This window comes from Mycobacterium sp. E787, from assembly GCF_001668725.1.
GTDB lineage: Bacteria > Actinomycetota > Actinomycetes > Mycobacteriales > Mycobacteriaceae > Mycobacterium.
Window position 1 is genome coordinate 1 of the sequence record NZ_LZKL01000028.1, and the last position, 18,645, is coordinate 18,645.

An 18,645-nucleotide genomic window follows, 5' to 3' on the forward strand; every position below is an offset into this window, starting at 1 on the left:
GTTATTCCCGGGTGCGCCGAGGAGGAGCAGTGAGCCGGTGCCGCCGGTACCGGAGAGCAGGCCGGCGTTGCCACCGGCCCCTCCGGCCCCGGCCTGCCCGTCGTCGGCGCTTCCGCCGGTTCCGCCGACCCCGCCGGCGCCGATGAGCATGCCGGCGTTGCCGCCGTGTCCGCCGGCCCCACCCGTCCCGGTGTCGCCGAGCCCGCCGCTGCCGCCGCCACCGCCGGCACCGAACAGCAGACCGCCCGTGCCGCCGGCGCCTCCGACACCGCCGGTCAGCAGGCCGACCCCGCCGGGGCCGCCTACCCCGCCGGCACCGAATAACCCACCGGCGCGGCCGCCGGCACCGCCCGCACCGCCGGTGCCGGGGTCACCGATCCCGCCTGGGCCGCCGGCCCCGCCATGGCCGACCAGTAGCCCGCCGGCTCCGCCCTGTCCGCCGTTGCCACCGGTGGTGGTGCCGAACCCGCCCGCGCCGCCGGCGCCGCCGGCGCCGAACAGCCCGGCGGCGCCGCCGGCCCCGCCGTTTTGGCCGGTTCCGCCCGCCCCGCCGGCCCCGCCGTTGCCGAGTAGCCACCCGCCGGGCGCGCCCGGTGCCCCGGTCCCCGGAGTCCCGTTGGCGCCGTTGCCGATCAGCGGGCGCCCCGTCAGCGTCAGGAAGGGCGTATTGATCAGGTTGAGCAGATCCTGCTGTACCGTCTGCGCCGGATTGGCCGCAAACGCCGCTACATTGGCGGCCTCCGCGTCGGCGTAGGCTCCCGCACCCGCGCTCAACGCCTGGGCAAACTGTTGGTGAAACGCCGCCGCCCGCGCACCGACTGCCACGAAGCCCCGACCGTGCGCGGAAAATAACGCCGCAACGGCCGCCGACACCTCATCCTCGGCGGCGGCCAACACCCTTGTCGTCTTGGTCGCCGCGGCCGCATTGGCCGCGCTAAGCGTCGAACCGATCGTGGAGACATCCGTTGCCGCCGCAGCCATCGTGTCCGGGGCTGCGATCAAATTGGACATTGCTGCCCTCCCGCGCCATCGACCCCCGGGATGGCCAAAAGTATGGCGCGAACGTCCAACGTCCACAAGGGTGTTACGAACAGCAGACGGGCGCAGGTCGCGCGGACCTGCGCTCCGTGCTTGCCCCAACGTTGGGGCACTCGGGAAAATGTGAACGGACCATTTCGCGGGAGCCAGGTGATCGACTGCGGCACATATCCGCCAGCGAATGGAGCCACCTAGGAGAATCGAACTCCTGACCTGCTCATTACGAGTGAGCCGCTCTACCGACTGAGCTAAGGTGGCGTGCCCTGCCGGGCGGCACGAGTCTACGGCAGCCCGGCCGAGTCACCCAAGTTCCTGGCCGATGGTCGCCACCATCGCGTCGACGGCGAACTTCGGTTTGACATTGATGGCCAGCGCCTCGCGGCACTGAAGCACCGCCTCGATGCAGCGCAGCAGCCTCTCGGGTGAGGCATGGTCGGCCAGCGCGGCCACCCGCTCGGCCATGTCGGGGTGGTTGGCCCGCACGCCACCGGCGTGCGCCGACGCCACCAGCGCATCCCGGAAGTAGGTCGCCAGGTCGATCAGCGCGCGGTCCAGGGCATCGCGCGACGCCCGTGTCTGCCGCGACTTCTGCCGTCGCTCGAGGTCCTTCATCGCGCCGGCGGCACCCCGCAGCGCACCCGCGGTGCCCTTGCCCGTCCCACCGGCGCCCAGCGCCGTCCGCAGCTCTTCGGTCTCGGCCTCGGCGCGGTCCGCGGTCAACACCAAGGCCTCCGCCTCGGCCGCCGCCACCAGCTCCTCGGCGGCGGCGTAGGCCTTGGAGGGCGTCGCGGCGTCGCGCACGAGCCCCAGCGCCCGCTCCCTCCGCTGCCGGGCCTCGGGGTCGGTGGCCAGCCGGCGCGCCCGCCCCACGTGCCCGCCGCTGACCGAGGCCGCCCAGTTCGCCGCGGCGGCGTCCAGGCCGTCGCTGTCGATGAGCACCTGCGCGATGGCCTCGGTCCGCGGGGTGACCAGCGCGACGTGCCGGCACCGGGAGCGCAGGGTAACCGCGATGTCCTCGGGATCCACCGACGGCGCGCACAGCAGGAAGACCGTCGACGGTGGCGGCTCCTCGACGACCTTCAGCAGCGCGTTCGCCGCGCCCTCGGTCAGCCGGTCGGCGTCCTCGATCACCACGATCTGCCGGTGCCCGGTGGTGGGCCGGCGCGACGCGATCTGCACGATGGAGCGCATCTCGTCCACCCCGATGGACAGCCCCTCGGGGATCACCCGGCGCACGTCGGCGTGCGTGCCGGCCATCGTCGTCGTGCACGCGCGGCAACGCCCGCACCCGGGCTCGCCGACGCTGGTGCATTGCAGCGCGGCGGCGAAACACAACGCCGCCACCGAGCGCCCGGAACCCGGCGGCCCGGTGATCAGCCACGCATGTGTCATAGTCCCGTCGGCCGCATCGCTGTGAGCCGGATCACCGCGGGCGGCGCGCGCCGCGGCGAGCAACCCGGCCACCACGGCCTCTTGGCCTACCAGCCGCGTAAACACTCCGGACATCACGGCAACATTAGTGACACCGGCCGACAGATACCGATCGGCCACCGTATCGCGACGATTCCGTTACTTCCTGCGCGTTTCGGCAGGTGCCGGCGACTTGCCGAGATACTTATTGTTTTCCGCCAAGTCCGCCCTGCCCGATACGGTGGATTGGTGGCAACCGCGGTAGCACTGCCCGGGCGAATCAACGCGTTCGTCCGGTGGGTGGTGCGCACCCCGTGGCCGCTGTTCGCGCTGAGCATGCTGCAGGCCGACATCATCGGCGGTCTTTTCGTGCTGGGCTTCCTGCGCTACGGCCTGCCGCCGCAGGACCGCATCCAGCTGCAGGACCTGCCGCCGGTCAACCTGGCCGTCTTCGTCAGCGTCGTGATCTTCCTGTTCCTGGCCGGCATCGTGTTCAACCTCAGGCTGATGCTGCCGGTGTTCCGCTGGCAGCGCCGCGACAATCTGCTCGCCGACGACGATCCGGCCGGCACCGAACTGGCCCGCAGCCGCGCGCTGCGCATGCCGTTCTACCGGACCCTCACCAGCGGCGTCGCCTGGTGCATCGGTGGTGTGGTGTTCATCATCGCCAGCTGGTCGGTGGCCAAATACACCGCGCCGGTCGTGGCGGTCGCCACCGCGCTGGGCGCCGCCGCGACCGCGATCATCGGTTACCTGCAGTCCGAGCGGGTGCTGCGGCCCGTGGCCGTCGCGGCCCTGCGCAGCGGGGTCCCGGAGAACGTCAAGGCCCCCGGCGTCATCCTCCGGCAGATGCTGAGTTGGATGCTGTCCACCGCGGTGCCGCTGCTGGCGATCGTGTTGGCAGTGGTGGCCGACAAGGCCTCCCTGCTGCACGCCACGCCCGAAAAGCTCTTCAACCCCATCCTGCTGCTGGCCCTGGCCGCGCTGGGCGTCGGGCTGGTCAGCACCCTGTTGGTGGCGATGTCCATCGCCGACCCGCTGCGGCAGCTGCGCTGGGCCCTGTCCGAGGTGCAACGCGGTAACTACAACGCGCACATGCAGATCTACGACGCCAGCGAGCTGGGCCTGCTGCAGGCCGGCTTCAACGACATGGTCCGTGACCTGTCCGAGCGGCAGCGCCTGCGCGACCTGTTCGGCCGCTACGTCGGCGAGGACGTGGCCCGCCGCGCCCTCGAGCGCGGCACCGAGCTGGGCGGCCAGGAGCGCGACGTCGCCGTGCTGTTCGTGGACCTGGTCGGCTCCACGCAGCTGGCCGCGACGCGTCCGCCCGCCGAGGTCGTCCACCTGCTCAACGAGTTCTTCCGCGTCGTGGTCGACACCGTCGGCAAGCACGGTGGGTTCGTCAACAAGTTCCAGGGCGACGCGGCACTGGCCATCTTCGGCGCGCCGATCGAACACCCCGACGCGTCCGGCGGCGCGCTGGCCGCCGCCCGCGAGCTGCACGACGAGATATTGCCCGTGATCGGCTCGGCGGAGTTCGGCATCGGGGTCTCTTCAGGCCGCGCCATCGCCGGCCACATCGGCGCGCAGGCCCGCTTCGAGTACACCGTCATCGGCGACCCGGTCAACGAGGCCGCGCGGCTCACCGAGCTGGCCAAGCTCGAACCCGGGCACGTGCTCGCGTCGGCGATCGCGGTCAGCGGCGCCCTGGACGCCGAGGCGCTGTGCTGGGATGTCGGCGAGGTGGTCGAGCTGCGCGGGCGCGCGGCACCGACCCAGCTGGCCCGGCCGGTGAGACTGGCCACCCCCGAAGACGTTGCCGCGGAACAGGTTTCCAGCGAGGTGCGCAGCTAGGCGCGCTTGGTGGCCTTCTTCGCCGGCGCCCTGCGGGTGGACTTCTTCGCCGGGCGCTTGGCGGGACCCCGGGCTCGCCGGTCGGCCAGCAGCTCGGCGGCGCGCTCGTCGGTGATCGACATCACGTCGTCGCCCTTGCGCAGGCTGGCGTTGGTCTCGCCGTCGGTGACGTACGGCCCGAACCGGCCGTCCTTGATCACCATCGGCTTGCCGGACGCCGGATCGGCGCCCAGCTCGCGCAGCGGCGGTGCCGAAGCGCTCTGCCTGCCACGGCGTTTGGGCTCGGCGTAGATCTTCAGCGCCTCTTCGAGGGTGATGTCGAAAATCTGATCCTCGGTGGCCAGCGAACGAGAATCGTTGCCGCGCTTCAAATATGGGCCATAACGCCCGTTCTGCGCGGTGATCTCCTCACCGGATTCGGGATCCACGCCGACCACCCGGGGTAGCGAGAGCAGCTTGAGCGCGTCCTCGAGGGTCACCGTCTGCAGGTCCATGCTGCGCAGCAGCGAACCGGTCCGCGGCTTGGGCCCGGTGGGCTTCTTGCCCTTCTTCGCCGGGGTCCCGGCCCCACCGTCATCCTCGTCGGGCTGCGGCGGCAGGACCTCGGTCACGTACGGCCCGTACCGGCCGTCCTTGGCGACGACCTCGTGACCGGTTTCCGGGTCGACGCCCAAGACCCGTCCCTCCTGCGGCGTGGCGAAGAGCTCCTCGGCCACCTCGAGGGTCAGCTCGTCGGGGGTCAGCGAGTCGTTGAGGTTGGCCCGCTGCGGGGTGGGCTCGCCGTCGTCACCCGTCACGATGCGTTCCAGGTAGGGGCCGTTCTTGCCCACCCGGACGTAGACCGGCCTGCCCTGCGCGTCGTCAAACACCTTGATGGAGTTGACTTCTCGCGCGTCGATGCCTTCGAGGTTGACGCCGACCAGCTTCTTCAGGCCACCGGAGCGGGCCACCGAGTCGGGCACGCCGTGATCGCCGCCGAAGTAGAAGTTGTTGAGCCAGTTGGTGCGTCGCTCGGTGCCCGACGCGATCGCGTCGAGCTCGTCCTCCATCGCCGCGGTGAAACCGTAGTCGACGAGCCGGCCGAAATGCTGTTCCAGCAACCCGGTGACGGCGAACGCGACCCACGAGGGCACCAGCGCGCTGCCCTTCTTGTACACGTAGCCGCGATCCTGAATGGTCTTGATGATCGACGAGTACGTCGACGGGCGGCCGATGCCCAGTTCCTCCAGGGCCTTCACGAGCGAGGCCTCCGTATAGCGCGCCGGCGGGTTGGTGGCGTGGCCGTCGGGCGTGAGCTCGAGGGCCTCCAGCCGCTGCCCCTCGGTCAGGTGCGGCAGCCGACGCTCGGCGTCGTCGGCCTCCCCGCCCGCCAGCTCGTCCACGGTCTCCACGTAGGCCTTGAGGAAGCCGGCGAAGGTGATGGTGCGTCCGGTCGCGGAGAACGTCACGTCCCGTTCGCCCGACCTGCCAGCGATCCGCAGGCTCAGCGTGGTGCCGCGCGCGTCGGCCATCTGGGAGGCGACGGTCCGCTGCCAGATCAGCTCGTACAGCCGGAATTCGTCGCCGTCGAGCTCGCGGCGCACCGCGTCCGGGGTCGCGAACGTCTCACCGGCCGGCCGGATCGCCTCGTGCGCCTCCTGGGCGTTCTTCACCTTGCGGGTGTACTGGCGCGGCGACGGCGAGACGTACTCCTCGCCGTACAGCTGGCGCGCCTGGGTGCGCGCCGCGTTGATCGCCGACTCCGACAGCGTCGTGGAGTCGGTACGCATATAAGTGATGTAGCCGTTCTCGTAGAGGCGCTGCGCGATGCTCATCGTGCGTTCCGAGGAGAACCGCAACTTGCGCCCGGCCTCCTGCTGCAGCGTCGACGTCATGAACGGCGCATAGGGGCGCCGGGTGTAGGGCTTCTCCTCGACCGACGCCACCGACAGCTGAGCGCCCCGCAATCCGGCCGCCAGCTCGGTCGCGCCGGCCTCGTCGAGGATCACCACCTCGTCGGCCTTGCGGAGCTGACCCAGTGAGTCGAAGTCGCGTCCGGTGGCGACGCGCAGGCCGTTCACATTGGTCAGCCGGGCCGTGAAGGTGGGCGGTTGAGCCTGCGGGTCCGACACGCTGGCGTCCAGCTGGGCGATGACGTCCCAGTACGACGCGCTGCGGAAGGCCATCCGGTCGCGCTCGCGCTGCACGATGATCCGGGTGGCCACCGACTGGACCCGGCCCGCCGACAGCTTGGGCGCGACCTTCTTCCACAGCACCGGGCTGACCTCGTAGCCGTACAGCCGGTCCAGGATGCGGCGGGTCTCCTGCGCGTCGACCAGGTCGATGTCCAGGTCGCGGGGGTTTTCGGCGGCCTCCAGGATTGCCGGTTCTGTGATCTCGTGGAACACCATGCGCTTGACCGGAATGTTCGGTTTGAGGGTTTCCAGCAGGTGCCAGGCGATGGCTTCGCCCTCACGGTCACCATCCGTCGCCAGGTAGAGCTCGTCGACGTCCTTCAGCAGGCCCTTCAGCTCGCTGACGGTGCTCTTCTTCTCGGGGCTGATGATGTAGAGCGGCTCGAAGTCGGCGTCGACGTTGACTCCCAACCTGGCCCACGGCTCGGACTTGAATTTCGCCGGGACGTCGGCCGCGGCGCGGGGCAGATCACGGATGTGGCCGCGCGAGGACTCGACGATGTAGCTGGAGCCCAGGTAGCCGGCCAGCTTGCGCGCCTTGGTAGGCGACTCGACGATCACGAGCCGCCGACGGCTGCCATTTCCGCCGCTGACGCGGTCTTTTAGCTTCGGGTCAGCCAACTGCGCTTACGCTCCATCTCTTATACCGGCCCCCCTTGCGAGACCGCCCTGCAGGAAGAATGACAGGCCGGCGTCCGAAATTCCGGTGAAATCAGGTACGCCAGCGTTCCTTCGCCCTTCAGGGCACCTGACAATTTCGCACCCTCGGGCGGGCCTGCGCAAACCGGCCGCCGAAATTCCAGGGCCTAGCGCCCGGCTAGACGCGGGGCCACAGCGACAACGCCTCGTCGCCGTCGGGGGGTTCCCCCACGTTCTCTACCAGGCGCGATAGCCTTCGACGGCCGCTGATCCGAAGCGCCGGCCGGCCACCGCGGGTGCCGATCAGGGTGGGCGCGATTCCGACCCGCATCAACGCCGACGCGAGCGGGGAATGGGTGTCGGGTGCGTGGGGATCAAGACCGAGCAGATAGTGGTCGTTCTCGGGGTTGCCGGCCGCCAGCGTCCACGCCCGCAGCTCCCGCGGTCCGGGCAGCCATCGCGGGGGCACCGTCTTGACGGCACCGCGGGTCCATTCGGCGGCGAGCGTCACCAACGACGGGGTCACCGCCGTGCGCACCAAGGGGCTGTCCTCGTCGGTGCGGCCGATCTCGGGCACCAGACCGGCATCGCGGATCATCACGGCCAGCGCCGAGGCCCGCCACATGCGATCCACGACCACCGAGAGCCGGGCGCCCTGAGCCTGGCTTTGCGACGGGGCGCCGACCAGGACGATCTGGCCGGGGGCCGCCAGCACCCCGGACAGATCGGCGGCCGCGGGCGGCACCGACTCCGCAGTGAAGAAGGAAAGCTGGCTCACGCCACCGACAGTAGGCCAGCTGGCCCGCCCGCGCCTTCAGGTTTTCGGCGCGGCGGCACGAGCGCCCGCCGAGCAGACGGAAAAGCCCCCAAATCGGTGCCGAAGTGGGGGCTTTTGTGTCTGCTCGCGTCTTAGACGGAGCGGACTCCGGTGGCCTGGGGGCCCTTAGGGCTGTGGCCGATCTCGAACTCGACCTTCTGGTTTTCTTCGAGGGTGCGGAAGCCCGAACCCTGGATCTCCGTGTAGTGGACAAAAACATCCGCGGAACCGTCTTCGGGAGCAATAAACCCGAAACCCTTCTCCGCGTTGAACCACTTCACAGTTCCCTGTGGCATCTCTCGATCTTTCCTTTTCTTTTGGATGCGGGGCACCGCCTTTCGGTGCCCCGGGCCGAGCACGACCGCCATACCTCGCTGAGTCGCCGGAACTTCACCCGACCGATTAACCTCGCAGGAACCGCGGCCGCAACGTTGTTCCTGCGAAAGTTTGACACGAACACAGAAGCTGCGACCGCAAATAGTCAACCATGTTCATGGCGTCGGCGACAGACTTGTGTGCTGGACGGATTCTTGGAGGGTGTGAGGTGGCGAGTTTCGGCGCCGACCTGCTCACCGTCGCGCTCGCCGGTACGGCGGCGGGCGAGCGTCCGCTGCGCCATGTCGCCGAGCTGCCCGCGCGCAGCGGCCGGCCGCACAGCTGGCCGGAGTGGGCCGAGCCCGACGTCGTTGGCGCGTTCGCCGCGCGGGGCATCGAAGTGCCGTGGTCGCACCAGTTCGAGGCGGCCGAGCTGGCCCACGCCGGCCGGCATGTGGTGATCAGCACCGGCACCGCGTCGGGCAAGTCGCTGGCCTATCAGCTTCCCGTCCTCAACGCGCTCGCGACGGACCCGCGGGCCAGGGTGCTGTACCTGTCGCCGACCAAGGCGCTCGGTCACGACCAGCTGCGCACGGCGCACGCACTGACCGCGGCGGTCGCGCGGCTGCATGACGTCGCGCCCACCGCCTATGACGGCGACAGCCCCGCCGAGGTGCGCCGCTTCGCCCGGGAGCGCTCCCGCTGGTTGTTTTCCAACCCGGACATGATCCACCTGTCGATCCTGCGCAACCACGCCCGCTGGGCGGTGCTGCTGCGCGGGCTCCGCTACGTGATCGTCGACGAATGCCACTGCTACCGAGGCGTTTTCGGCTCGAACGTGGCGATGGTGCTCCGTCGGCTGCTGCGGCTGTGCGAGCGCTATTCCGCTCGCCCCGGCCGTGAGCCGACCGTCATTTTCGCCAGCGCGACGACGGATTCGCCCGGCGCGACGGCGGCCGAGCTGATCGGCCGTCCCGTGTCGGAGGTCACCGAGGACGGCTCGCCGCAGGGGGCCCGGACGGTCGCGTTGTGGGAGCCCGCGTTGCGGGCAGACCTGACCGGCGAGAACGGGGCGCCGGTGCGGCGCTCCGCCGGCGCCGAGGCCGCGCGCGTGATGGCCGACCTGATCGCCGAGGGGGCGCAGACCCTGACGTTCGTTCGGTCGCGGCGCGCCGCGGAATTGACGGCGCTGGGAACGCGGGCACGGCTCGACGACATCGCCCCGGACCTGTCGGCGAAGGTGGCGTCGTACCGGGCCGGCTATCTCGCCGAGGACCGCACCGCGTTGGAGCGCGCCCTGGCCGAGGGCCGGCTGCGCGGCCTGGCCACCACCAACGCGCTGGAGCTGGGCGTCGACATCGCGGGCCTCGACGCGGTGGTGCTCGCCGGGTTCCCCGGGACGGTCGCCTCGTTCTGGCAGCAGGCCGGCCGGTCGGGTCGGCGCGGCCAGGGGGCGCTGGTCGTGCTGATCGCCCGCGACGACCCGCTGGACACCTACCTGGTGCACCATCCCGCGGCGCTGCTGGGCAAGCCCGTCGAGCGGGTGGTGATCGATCCCGCCAACCCCTACATCCTCGGCCCGCAGCTGCTCTGCGCGGCGACCGAGATGCCCCTCGATGAGGCCGAGGTCCGGGATTTCGGGGCCACGGAGGTCGCGCAGGGCCTGGTCGACGACGGCCTGCTGCGGCGGCGCAACGACAAGTACTTTCCCGCGGCCGGCATCCAACCCCATTCCGCCGTGGACATTCGGGGCTCGGCGGGCGGCCAGATCGTCATCGTCGAGGCGGACACCGGGCGGCTGCTGGGCAGCGCAGGCGTCGATCAGGCACCGGCGTCGGTGCACCCGGGAGCGGTCTACCTGCATCAGGGCGAGACCTACGTCGTCGACTCCCTGGACGTCGAGGACGGGATCGCGTTCGTCCACGCCGAGGATCCGGGCTACGCGACGTTCGCGCGCGAGCTGACCGACATCGTCGTCACCGGGGCCGGTGAACGTTGCGAGTTCGGGGCCGTCAGCCTGGGATTGGTGCCGGTCCGGGTCACTCATCGCGTGGTGGGCTACCTGCGGCGCCGGCTGTCGGGCGAGGTCATCGACTTCATCGAGCTGGACATGCCGGAACACGTGCTGCCCACCACCGCCGCCCTGTACACGATCGCTCCGGATGCCTTGCTGCACAACGGCATTGAGGCGCCCCGCGTTCCCGGCTCGTTACACGCCGCCGAGCACGCCGCCATCGGGCTGCTGCCACTGGTGGCCAGCTGCGACCGCGGCGACATCGGTGGCCTGTCCACCGCGATCGGTCCCGACGGGCTGCCCAGCGTCTTCGTCTACGACGGCTACCCGGGCGGGGCGGGGTTCGCCGAACGGGGCTTCCGCCAGGCGCGCACCTGGCTGGGCGCCACGGCCGCGGCGATCGAAGCGTGTGAATGCCCGAGCGGATGCCCGTCGTGCGTGCAATCGCCCAAATGCGGCAACGGCAACGACCCGCTGGACAAGTCCGGGGCAATAAGGGTGCTGCGGTTGGTGCTGGCGGAGCTGGGTCACGACGCACGCTGACCGTCTCGGGATGGCGACCGACCCCTCAACGGTCGACCCCCACAAATCAGCGTCGTGACAGACGCCGCAAGAACGCGCTGTTCCTCACTGCCGAAGAAATCTCAACGTACCACCACCTCGCGCGGCAGACAGCCGGATCACGCGGGCGAACCTACAAACATTCCCGTGTCTCCGCCCGCCGATCGCTGTTGGTCCGGCGGTGAGCGCACCGGTGCCCCGGCGGTCATGGTGGGAGCGCCCGGCTGGTCGGCAACGGTGGAAACGGCGGCAAGGCCGTCGCCGGCCTGCTCGCCAGAACGGGACGACCGGGTCGACGCAACCACCGACGCGGTGGCGCTCGGCTCGCACGGCCGCCTCCCGGGATGTCGGCGCGACGAGTCGCGGCCGTAAAATCGCCCGCATGGCCCACGACTGGTTGCTCGTGGAGACGTTAGGGGGCGAGCCCGCCGTAGTCGCGCAGGGACGGCAACTCAAAAACCTCGTCCCGATCACGACGTTCCTGCGCCGCAGCCCCCATCTCGCGGCCGTGCGGACAGCGATCGCCGAATCGGTGCAGACGGGGCAGAGCCTGACCAGCATCACCACCAAGCGCGACCGCGTCATCCGCACCGAGCCGGTGGTCATGTCCGACGGTCACATTCACGGCGTCCATGTCTGGACCGGCCCCGCCGACGCCGAGCCCGCCGAACGGCCCGTCCCCGGGCCGCTGAAGTGGGACCTGACCCTCGGCGTGGCCACCGACACCCGGCAATCCCTGTCCAACAGCGGCAAGAATCCCGACGTCGAGGTCACCTTGGGCAGGGCCTTCGCCGAAGACCTCCCGTCGCGCCAGCTCAATCCGAACGAAGCCAAGGTGCTCGCCATGGCGGTCCGGGCCAAACCCGACCAAACGATCTGCAGCACTTGGGATCTCACCGACTGGCAGGGAAATCCCATCCGGATCGGCTTCGTCGCGCGGACGGCTTTGGAGCCGGGACCGGACGGCCGGGACCACCTGATCGCCCGGGCCATGAACTGGCGCTCGGTGCTCAAGGGCCCGGTCGTGTCCACCGACGATCTGGCGCAACGGATCCTGAACGGACTGGCCCAGGCCGGGGTGCACCGGGCGCTCGTCGATCTTGACGGCTGGACGCTGCTGAAATGGCTCGACGAGCCCTGCACCTTCTACGATTGGCGCGGCAGCAAGACGGACAGGCCGAGGGTCCACCCCGACGACGAACACCTGAAGGCCTCCATGACAACGGAATTCGCCGACGGCCCGACCAGTCGGGTGCTGCGCATGCGGGGCCACGACGACGATTGGGTGCCGGTGCACGTCACCGTCAACAAGGTGGAACTCGAACCGGACACCTTCGCCGGACTGGTCTCGTTGCGATTGCCGACGGACGACGAAGTCTCCGCCGCGGGACTGCCGACAGCATCGCACGACACGGCCTAGCCGCGGCGGTCGGCGGGTCCCGCTCGCGCGGCGGCCCGCGCGGCACCGCCGAAGGCCACGGCCACCTGGACGGTGACGACGACGTCGAGGTCATCCACCGCGCATCGCGCCTCGTCCACTCGCATCGCCCGCGTCACGGCCGTCGCGCGCGCGCAGGCCGCCGCGACTCCGGCCGGCAGCCGGCCCGCGGCGGCCAGCGCGGCCAGGTCGGCCGCGGCCTGCGCACGATGCCGCGCCACCACCGCCGAACCGACATAGGCGCCCGCACCGGTGAGCCACAGCAGTGCCGCCACCATCGCGGCCGCCAGCACCGTCGCCGAACCCCGATCATCCCCGGGGCTCGGCCGCCGCCACCGCCCTGGCCGCAATATCCAAGGACGGCAACACCGTTGAGTGGACGACGACCGCGGCGACCACGAATTCGCCGTCATGACGCACCTCGATCCGCGCTCCCGCAGGAGCGACGCGGCGCGCGGCGTCGACCGCCGACCGCTCGTCACCGCGCGCCGCCAACCGGGCCGCCTCGCGGGCGGCGTCGACGCAGCGCACCTGCATCGACACCACGCTGACACCGGCCAGGCACACCACCAGCACCACGACCAGCGTCGCGACCGCCAGCGCGGCCTCGACCGTGCTCGCGCCCGCACAACCCGTCAGACCTTGGTGTTGAGCGCGCGACCGATGATGTTGGTCAGCGCCGAGACGATGGAATCGCCGGTGACGACGGTGTAGAGGATCGCCCCGAACGCGGCCGCGGCTATCGTGCCGATCGCATACTCGACCGTCGACATGCCCGACTCGTCGCTCGCCAGCACGGCCAGGCGCGCCAGCAGCACACGAAACCTGTTGCCCATCAATACCTTCCTTCCGTTTCACAGCAGGCCCGACTGCAAGACATCACCGGCCAACCCCGCCACCACTGGCACGATGCCCAGGCACACGAACGCCGGCAAGAAGCACAGACCGAGCGGTCCGGCGATCAGAACCCCGGCCCGCTCGGCGGCCGCCGCGGCGGCGTGCGCGGCGTCGTGGCGCGACTGGTCGGCCAATTCGGCGACCCCGCCGGCCAGCGCCGCGCCGGAGGACGCCGAACGCCGCGCCAGCCGCAGCAGCGCATCGATCTGCGCGCCGGCCGGGCCGCCGGGCGGTTCCGGCGGGATCGACCATGCGACAGCGGGATCGGCGCCCAGGGCGAGCAGATCCGCGGCGCGCCGCAACACCCCGGCCAGCTGTGGCGGAGCGGACGGGGCCGTGGCCGCCGCGGCCGTCGACACCGCCATGCCCGCCCGCAGGCACACGGCCAGCACGTCGAGGCTGGACGCGACCGCCAGCGGGTCTCCGGCGCGCCGCGGCCTTGACCACCGCGCGGTCCGGTCGGTGCCGCACCGCATCCCCGCGCGCGTCCGCACCACCGACGGGGCCGGGCCGATCCACAACGCCACCGCCAGCAGCACTGCCGCCGCGCTCATGCGCCGGCCCCGTCGATGATCCGGTCCGCCCACTGCAGCCCGGCGCACGCCAGCGTCGACCCCACGACCAGCAGCCAACCGCCGGCGTGTCCGGCCAGCAGAAAACTCAGCGGCCGGGCCCCGATCAGTTGACCCAGCAGCACGCCGAGCACCGGCAGGCCCGCCAATATCGTCGCGGTGGCGCGCGCCCCGGCCATGCTCGAGGACATGCGCGCCGAAAAGCGTTGCCGCTCAGCGATATCGCGCTGTGCGGCGCGCATCAGCGTGGCTATCGCCAGCCCGTGTTCGCCGGCCAGTTGCCAGCACACCGCGAGCCGATCCCACTGCGCGGGCAGCGCCGACGAGCGCGCCGCGGCGCGCAGGCCGGCGGTGACGTCGGCGCCCAACCTGGCGCGCGCCGCGACCGCGCGCAGTGCCACCGCCACCGCTCCAGCGGTTTCCTCGGCTGCGACGCGGAACGCGCGCACCGGATCGGAGCCCACGCGCAATTCGCCGACCAGGAGGTCGAGGGCGGCTTCCAGCGTTCGGCCTTCGTCCGCGGCGCGCCGGATCCGGCGGCGCCGCCCGTAGCGCAGGCCCGCGGTAGCACCCACCACCACGGCCGCGAGGACCGCCGTCGCGGGCAACAGTGCGGCCGCGGCCACCAGGGCGCCGGCGGCGACGCAGGCCACCCCGGGGCGGCCGGCGGCGGGCCACCGGGGATTACGCGCCGGGCGCGGCAACCGGTGCCGCGGCGACGGCGGAAGTGCCAGCAGCGCAAGGGCTGACAGCAGGGCGGCCGTCGCGAAGTGATTCATGCCGGTGTCCGGCTGCGCAGCAGCCGATGCAGGTCGGCCGCATCGTCGGTGAGGCCTCGGTCCGCATGCCAGGCGGTGACCGCCCGGACCTGTCCGTCAGCGCGGCGCAACACGGCTATTTCGCCGAGCCGACGCCGGCCGGCCCGGTCCCGAGCGACGTGCAGCAGCACCTGCACCGCCGCGGCGAGCTGACTGTGCAGCGCCGACCGGCCGAGGCCGCCGAGCGCGCCGAGCGCCTCCAGCCGGGCGGGTACCTCCCCGGGACTGTTGGCGTGCACCGTGCCCGCGCCCCCGTCGTGACCGGTGTTCAGCGCCGCGAGCAGATCGACGACTTCGGCGCCCCTGACCTCGCCGACGACGATGCGGTCGGGTCGCATCCGCAACGCCTGCCGGACGAGCTCCCGCAGCGGGACCTCGCCGACCCCTTCGACGTTGGCGCAGCGTGCGACCAGCTTGACCAGGTGCGGATGGCGGGGCGCCAACTCGGCCGCGTCCTCGACGCACACGATCCGTTCGGTGGGCGCCACGGCGCCCAGCATGGCGGCCAGCAAGGTGGTCTTGCCGGCCCCGGTACCGCCGCACACGAGGAAGGCCAGCCGGGCGGCGATGACGTCGGTGATCAGCGCGCCGGCCGCGGGATCGATCGCGCCGGCCGCGGTCAGCGCCGCCAAATCCTGTGTGGCCGGCCGCAATACGCGCAACGAGAGGCAGGTGCCGCCGGCCGCGATGGGCGGCAGCACGGCGTGCAGCCGCACCGCGAACCCTCCGGAACCGATGCCGGTCAACTGGCCGTCGACCCAGGGCTGCGCATCGTCCAGGCGCCGACCGGCGGCCAACGCCAGCCGCTGCGCCAACCGCCGCACCGCCGCCTCGTCGGCGAACCGAATCCCGCTGCGCCGCAGTCCGTTTCCGTCATCAACCCACACCGCGTCGGGCGCGGTGACCAAGACGTCGGTGGTGCCGTCCGCGCACAACAACGGTTCGAGGATGCCGGCACCGGTGAGCTCGGTTTCCAGCACGCGGAGATTGGCGAGGACCTCGGTATCGCCGAGCATCCCGCCGGACTCGGCCCGGATCGCGGCGGCCACCACACCGGGTCGCAGCGGGACGGATTCGGCCGCCAGCCGCTCGCGCACCCGTTCGATCAGCGAGCCGCTCACGCCGCGCGGCCGTTGCGCATCGATCCGGCCGACGGCAGCACGGCCAGCACCCGGCGGGCCGCCAGCGCCAGGGGACAGCGCCGGCCCAGCCGCAGGCCACCGCGTTCCAACTGCCCGGCTAGTTGCGGCTGGGCCCTGACGGACGCGAGCAGCGGCAGGCCGGCGATGTCGGCGATCTCGCGCGCCCGCAACCCCCCGGGCGACGGGCCCCGCACGACCAGCCCGAGATTGGGATTGGCGGCGGCCAACACGGGAACCATCGCCGCGGTCGCCGCGCACGCCCGCACGTCGCAGCGACTGACCACCACGACGAGATCGGCGGCGTCCAGCGCGGCTTGCGTCGCATCGGTGAGACGGCGCGGCAGGTCGCACACGACGGCGACCCCACCGCGGCGCCCGGCGTCGACCACGGCGCCCACCGGCGCGCCGCCCAACTCGTAGCCGTGGCGGGTGCCGGACAGCACGCTGATGCCGCGGTGTCGCGGCAGCGCCTCCCGCACCGCCGACCAGTTGAGCCGCCCGCCTTCCAACGCCAGGTCGGGCCACCGCAAACCGGGCGCACTTTCCCCGCCCACCAGCAGATCGATGCCCCCGCCCCACGGGTCGAGGTCGACGAGGAGCGCGTCGCCGGCGGCCTGGGCGACGGCGACCGCGAGCGACGACGCGCCGGCCCCGCCGCAGCCGCCGACTACGGCTAACACCGCGCCGCGCGAGCCGTCGTCTCGCGCGGATTCGCCGGCCTCGGCGAGCTCGCGGACCAATTCGCGCTCTTGCTCGGGCAGCCTTAGCACGTGTTGGGCGCCGACGGCGACGGCCGCCGCCCAGGTCGCCGACGCGGGGTGCACGAGCGTCACGACGCTGACGTGGGCGCGCCGCGGCAGCGCCGCTTGCCCGCATCGGTCCGCGGCCACCTCGTCCAGCACCACCGCCGCTGCCGCCGACCACGCCTTCCGGCTCACCGCCGGCGCGCCAGCGTGAACCACCCGCAGACCGACCGCCGCGGCCACCCGGTCGGTCTCGTCGCGCAATTTCAGGTCGGTCAACATCGCCAACACGGCCGACGACCCCGCCGCATTCGTGCCCGTGGTGCTGGTCATCCATCCACCCTGCGGGGCCGTGACCTTGGCACACCAGTCCCAAAGCCGGATTTGTGGATAGAGACGCGAGTGTGTACAAACGCCTCGCCGGCGGACTCATCGGCCGCTCGGCGGCGCCCTCTCCCGCAACGCGCGAGAGCCGGCGGCCAGAGGCCCGGCCGGAGCGGAAAATTTACCCTAGAAAAGGGACGACCCCCGCCAGGGGGGGAGGAGGCGAGGGTCGTCGTGTATCAGCCCCGGGGGGTCGGGCTGATGCACCCTCGGCTCAGGCCGAGTAATGCTTACTATACACATGACAGTCCGCACTAACGCAAGTAGTTGTTCCGGCGAAAGGTGCGTTGAGCCGCAAAAATACCGACGGTATGTTCTTGCGGTGGCGATGAGCGGCCGTTTTCGTCCCGACGCCGCGGTGTCTCCGGACGGCCGACCTATGCTGGGTTGGTGACCGTATCCGACTCGGCCGCGCGGCAGCAAACCCCACCGGAAACAGCTGCGACTACCGCTTCCCGCGCCCGTACCGCCGCCTTCTTCGACCTCGACAAGACCATCATCGCCAAGTCCAGCACCCTGGCTTTCAGCAAACCGTTCTTCAACCAGGGACTGCTCAACCGCCGCGCCGTGCTCAAGTCGAGCTACGCCCAATTCATCTATCTGCTCTCCGGCGCTGATCATGACCAGATGGACCGGATGCGCATCCACATGACCAACATGGTCGCGGGTTGGGACGTCGAACAGGTCAAGTCGATCGTCAACGAAACGCTGCATGACATCGTGACCCCGCTGGTGTTCGCCGAAGCCGCGGACCTCATCGCCGCCCACAAGCTGTGCGGCCGCGACGTCGTCGTGGTCTCGGCCTCCGGTGAGGAGATCGTGGCCCCCATCGCCCGGGCGCTCGGCGCGACGCACGCGATGGCGACCCGGATGGTCGTCGACGACGGCAAGTACACCGGCGAGATCGCCTTCTACTGCTACGGCGAAGGCAAGGTGCAGGCGATCCGCGAACTGGCCGCGCGTGAGGGTTATCCGCTCGAACACTGCTATGCCTACTCGGACTCGATCACCGATCTGCCCATGCTCGAGGCCGTCGGCCACCCCAGCGTGGTGAATCCGGACCGCGGTTTGCGCAGAGAGGCCGTCGAGCGCGGCTGGCCCGTGCTGACGTTCTCCCGCCCGGTGTCGCTGCGGGACCGGATCCCCGCGCCGTCGGGCGCCGCGATCGCGACCACCGCTGCGGTGGGCGTCACCGCGCTCGCCGCCGGCGCGGTCACCTACTCGCTGCTGCGCCGCTACGCCTTTTAGCCACGGCAGCTGACAAGCCATTCGCGCATTGCTTTTTTGCTTCGCAATTAGACCTTGATGTGATGGTGGTCTAGTAGTACAAAGGAACCACGGAAGCCCGGTGAGGCCAAGGTCGATCCGGAGGAGAAGGATCGTTCTCCCGAGTCGGGCGCCCAGCATGGAACCCGGCACCCACGCGGAGTCATAGCCGCGATAATGGCAGAAGTGTTGCGGGCCTGCGTAATTGCGAAAAGCGGAAGGCGTCGACGGCCCTTTGGGTGGGGCTGCAGCCGAAAGCATCGCAAGATCGCCGAGGCCAACCCACGCAGCCCAGAAAATGCACGCTTGGTAACCGAGTTCCGTGCTAGCGGGCGGCGGACCGAATATTTCGGGACGTCGCCCGCTTTACATTTGTAAAACAATTTCTTTCACGCCGATTCGCGGGCGGCCGGCTACCGTTTGGGCAGCGACTCGGCGATCGACAAAGCCTCCTGCGCACCCGCCTGCAGCGCCCGGCAACACAGCACCACCCACCCGCCCACGAATCGGCGTGAAAGAAATTGTTTTACAAATGTAAAGCGGGCGACGTCCCGAAATATTCG

The 18,645-nt window shown here is 70.8% G+C and carries 16 protein-coding genes and 1 tRNA gene; 4 read left to right on the forward strand and 13 right to left on the reverse strand.

Features of this window, described 5'->3' with window-relative positions:
- The 3 genes from A5705_RS04975 to A5705_RS04985 all read right to left on the reverse strand — a co-directional run.
- On the reverse strand, positions 1 to 1,011 hold a 1,011-nt coding region (locus A5705_RS04975), incomplete at its 3' end, for a PE family protein (protein WP_156763037.1).
- Positions 1,012 to 1,220: 209 nt separating this feature from the next.
- A tRNA-Thr gene (locus A5705_RS04980) sits at positions 1,221 to 1,296 on the reverse strand.
- A gap of 42 nt (positions 1,297 to 1,338) precedes the next feature.
- Positions 1,339 to 2,544 carry a DNA polymerase III subunit delta' gene (locus tag A5705_RS04985; RefSeq protein WP_067882880.1) on the reverse strand — a complete coding sequence of 402 codons (1,206 nt, stop codon included), beginning with the start codon at positions 2,542 to 2,544 and terminating at the stop codon, positions 1,339 to 1,341.
- A gap of 105 nt (positions 2,545 to 2,649) precedes the next feature.
- On the opposite strand from A5705_RS04985, the gene A5705_RS04990 reads away from it, so the two are divergent.
- Positions 2,650 to 4,302: an adenylate/guanylate cyclase domain-containing protein gene (locus A5705_RS04990; RefSeq protein WP_156738518.1), complete on the forward strand. Its 1,653-nt coding sequence runs from the start codon at positions 2,650 to 2,652 to the stop codon at positions 4,300 to 4,302.
- Here the strand turns inward: A5705_RS04990 and topA are convergent.
- The 3 genes from topA to cspA all read right to left on the reverse strand — a co-directional run bounded on the left by topA (position 4,299) and on the right by cspA (position 8,228).
- Positions 4,299 to 7,097 (reverse strand): type I DNA topoisomerase, encoded by a 2,799-nt coding sequence (gene topA, locus A5705_RS04995; protein ID WP_067882881.1) that lies wholly within the window; start codon positions 7,095 to 7,097, stop codon positions 4,299 to 4,301. The genes A5705_RS04990 and topA overlap by 4 nt on opposite strands.
- Positions 7,098 to 7,293: 196 nt before the next feature.
- The gene (locus tag A5705_RS05000; protein ID WP_067882882.1) at positions 7,294 to 7,893 is read right to left on the reverse strand and encodes a hypothetical protein; all 600 of its coding nucleotides are present in this window, start codon (positions 7,891 to 7,893) and stop codon (positions 7,294 to 7,296) included.
- Positions 7,894 to 8,024: 131 nt separating this feature from the next.
- Positions 8,025 to 8,228, reverse strand: coding sequence for a cold shock protein CspA (gene cspA / locus A5705_RS05005; protein ID WP_007166602.1), 204 nt, complete (start codon positions 8,226 to 8,228; stop codon positions 8,025 to 8,027).
- Between the two features lie 248 nt (positions 8,229 to 8,476).
- On the opposite strand from cspA, the gene A5705_RS05010 reads away from it, so the two are divergent.
- On the forward strand, positions 8,477 to 10,804 hold the full coding sequence (locus A5705_RS05010; RefSeq protein WP_068275866.1) for a DEAD/DEAH box helicase: 2,328 nt from the start codon (positions 8,477 to 8,479) through the stop codon (positions 10,802 to 10,804).
- Positions 10,805 to 11,204: 400 nt separating this feature from the next.
- Entirely contained in the window at positions 11,205 to 12,242 is a 1,038-nt protein-coding gene (locus A5705_RS05015; protein ID WP_068275868.1) for a PAS domain-containing protein, read from the forward strand.
- Here the strand turns inward: A5705_RS05015 and A5705_RS05020 are convergent.
- Genes A5705_RS05020 through ssd form a run of 7 tightly spaced genes read right to left on the reverse strand, consistent with a single transcriptional unit; the run spans position 12,239 to position 16,714 of the window.
- Positions 12,239 to 12,553, reverse strand: coding sequence for an Rv3654c family TadE-like protein (locus A5705_RS05020; RefSeq protein ID WP_067882885.1), 315 nt, complete (start codon positions 12,551 to 12,553; stop codon positions 12,239 to 12,241). The two genes, A5705_RS05015 and A5705_RS05020, sit on opposite strands and share 4 nt — an antisense overlap.
- 16 nt (positions 12,554 to 12,569) lie before the next feature.
- The gene (locus tag A5705_RS05025) at positions 12,570 to 12,899 is read right to left on the reverse strand and encodes a TadE family type IV pilus minor pilin (protein WP_082956302.1); all 330 of its coding nucleotides are present in this window, start codon (positions 12,897 to 12,899) and stop codon (positions 12,570 to 12,572) included.
- Positions 12,896 to 13,096 (reverse strand): DUF4244 domain-containing protein, encoded by a 201-nt coding sequence (locus A5705_RS05030; RefSeq protein WP_067882886.1) that lies wholly within the window; start codon positions 13,094 to 13,096, stop codon positions 12,896 to 12,898. The genes A5705_RS05025 and A5705_RS05030 overlap by 4 nt, the downstream gene beginning before the upstream one ends.
- Before the next feature lie 18 nt (positions 13,097 to 13,114).
- Positions 13,115 to 13,711, reverse strand: coding sequence for a type II secretion system F family protein (locus tag A5705_RS05035; RefSeq protein WP_197521238.1), 597 nt, complete (start codon positions 13,709 to 13,711; stop codon positions 13,115 to 13,117).
- Positions 13,708 to 14,508: a type II secretion system F family protein gene (locus A5705_RS05040; protein ID WP_068275870.1), complete on the reverse strand. Its 801-nt coding sequence runs from the start codon at positions 14,506 to 14,508 to the stop codon at positions 13,708 to 13,710. The genes A5705_RS05035 and A5705_RS05040 overlap by 4 nt, the downstream gene beginning before the upstream one ends.
- The gene (locus tag A5705_RS05045) at positions 14,505 to 15,668 is read right to left on the reverse strand and encodes a TadA family conjugal transfer-associated ATPase (protein WP_067882888.1); all 1,164 of its coding nucleotides are present in this window, start codon (positions 15,666 to 15,668) and stop codon (positions 14,505 to 14,507) included. Before A5705_RS05045 ends, A5705_RS05040 begins: the two co-directional genes overlap by 4 nt.
- Positions 15,665 to 16,714: a septum site-determining protein Ssd gene (gene ssd / locus A5705_RS05050; protein ID WP_068275872.1), complete on the reverse strand. Its 1,050-nt coding sequence runs from the start codon at positions 16,712 to 16,714 to the stop codon at positions 15,665 to 15,667. Before ssd ends, A5705_RS05045 begins: the two co-directional genes overlap by 4 nt.
- A 492-nt stretch (positions 16,715 to 17,206) precedes the next feature.
- Between ssd and A5705_RS05055 the strand changes: the two genes are divergently transcribed.
- Positions 17,207 to 18,064 carry an HAD-IB family hydrolase gene (locus A5705_RS05055; protein ID WP_067882893.1) on the forward strand — a complete coding sequence of 286 codons (858 nt, stop codon included), beginning with the start codon at positions 17,207 to 17,209 and terminating at the stop codon, positions 18,062 to 18,064.
- The last annotated feature ends 581 nt before the right edge of the window (positions 18,065 to 18,645 follow it).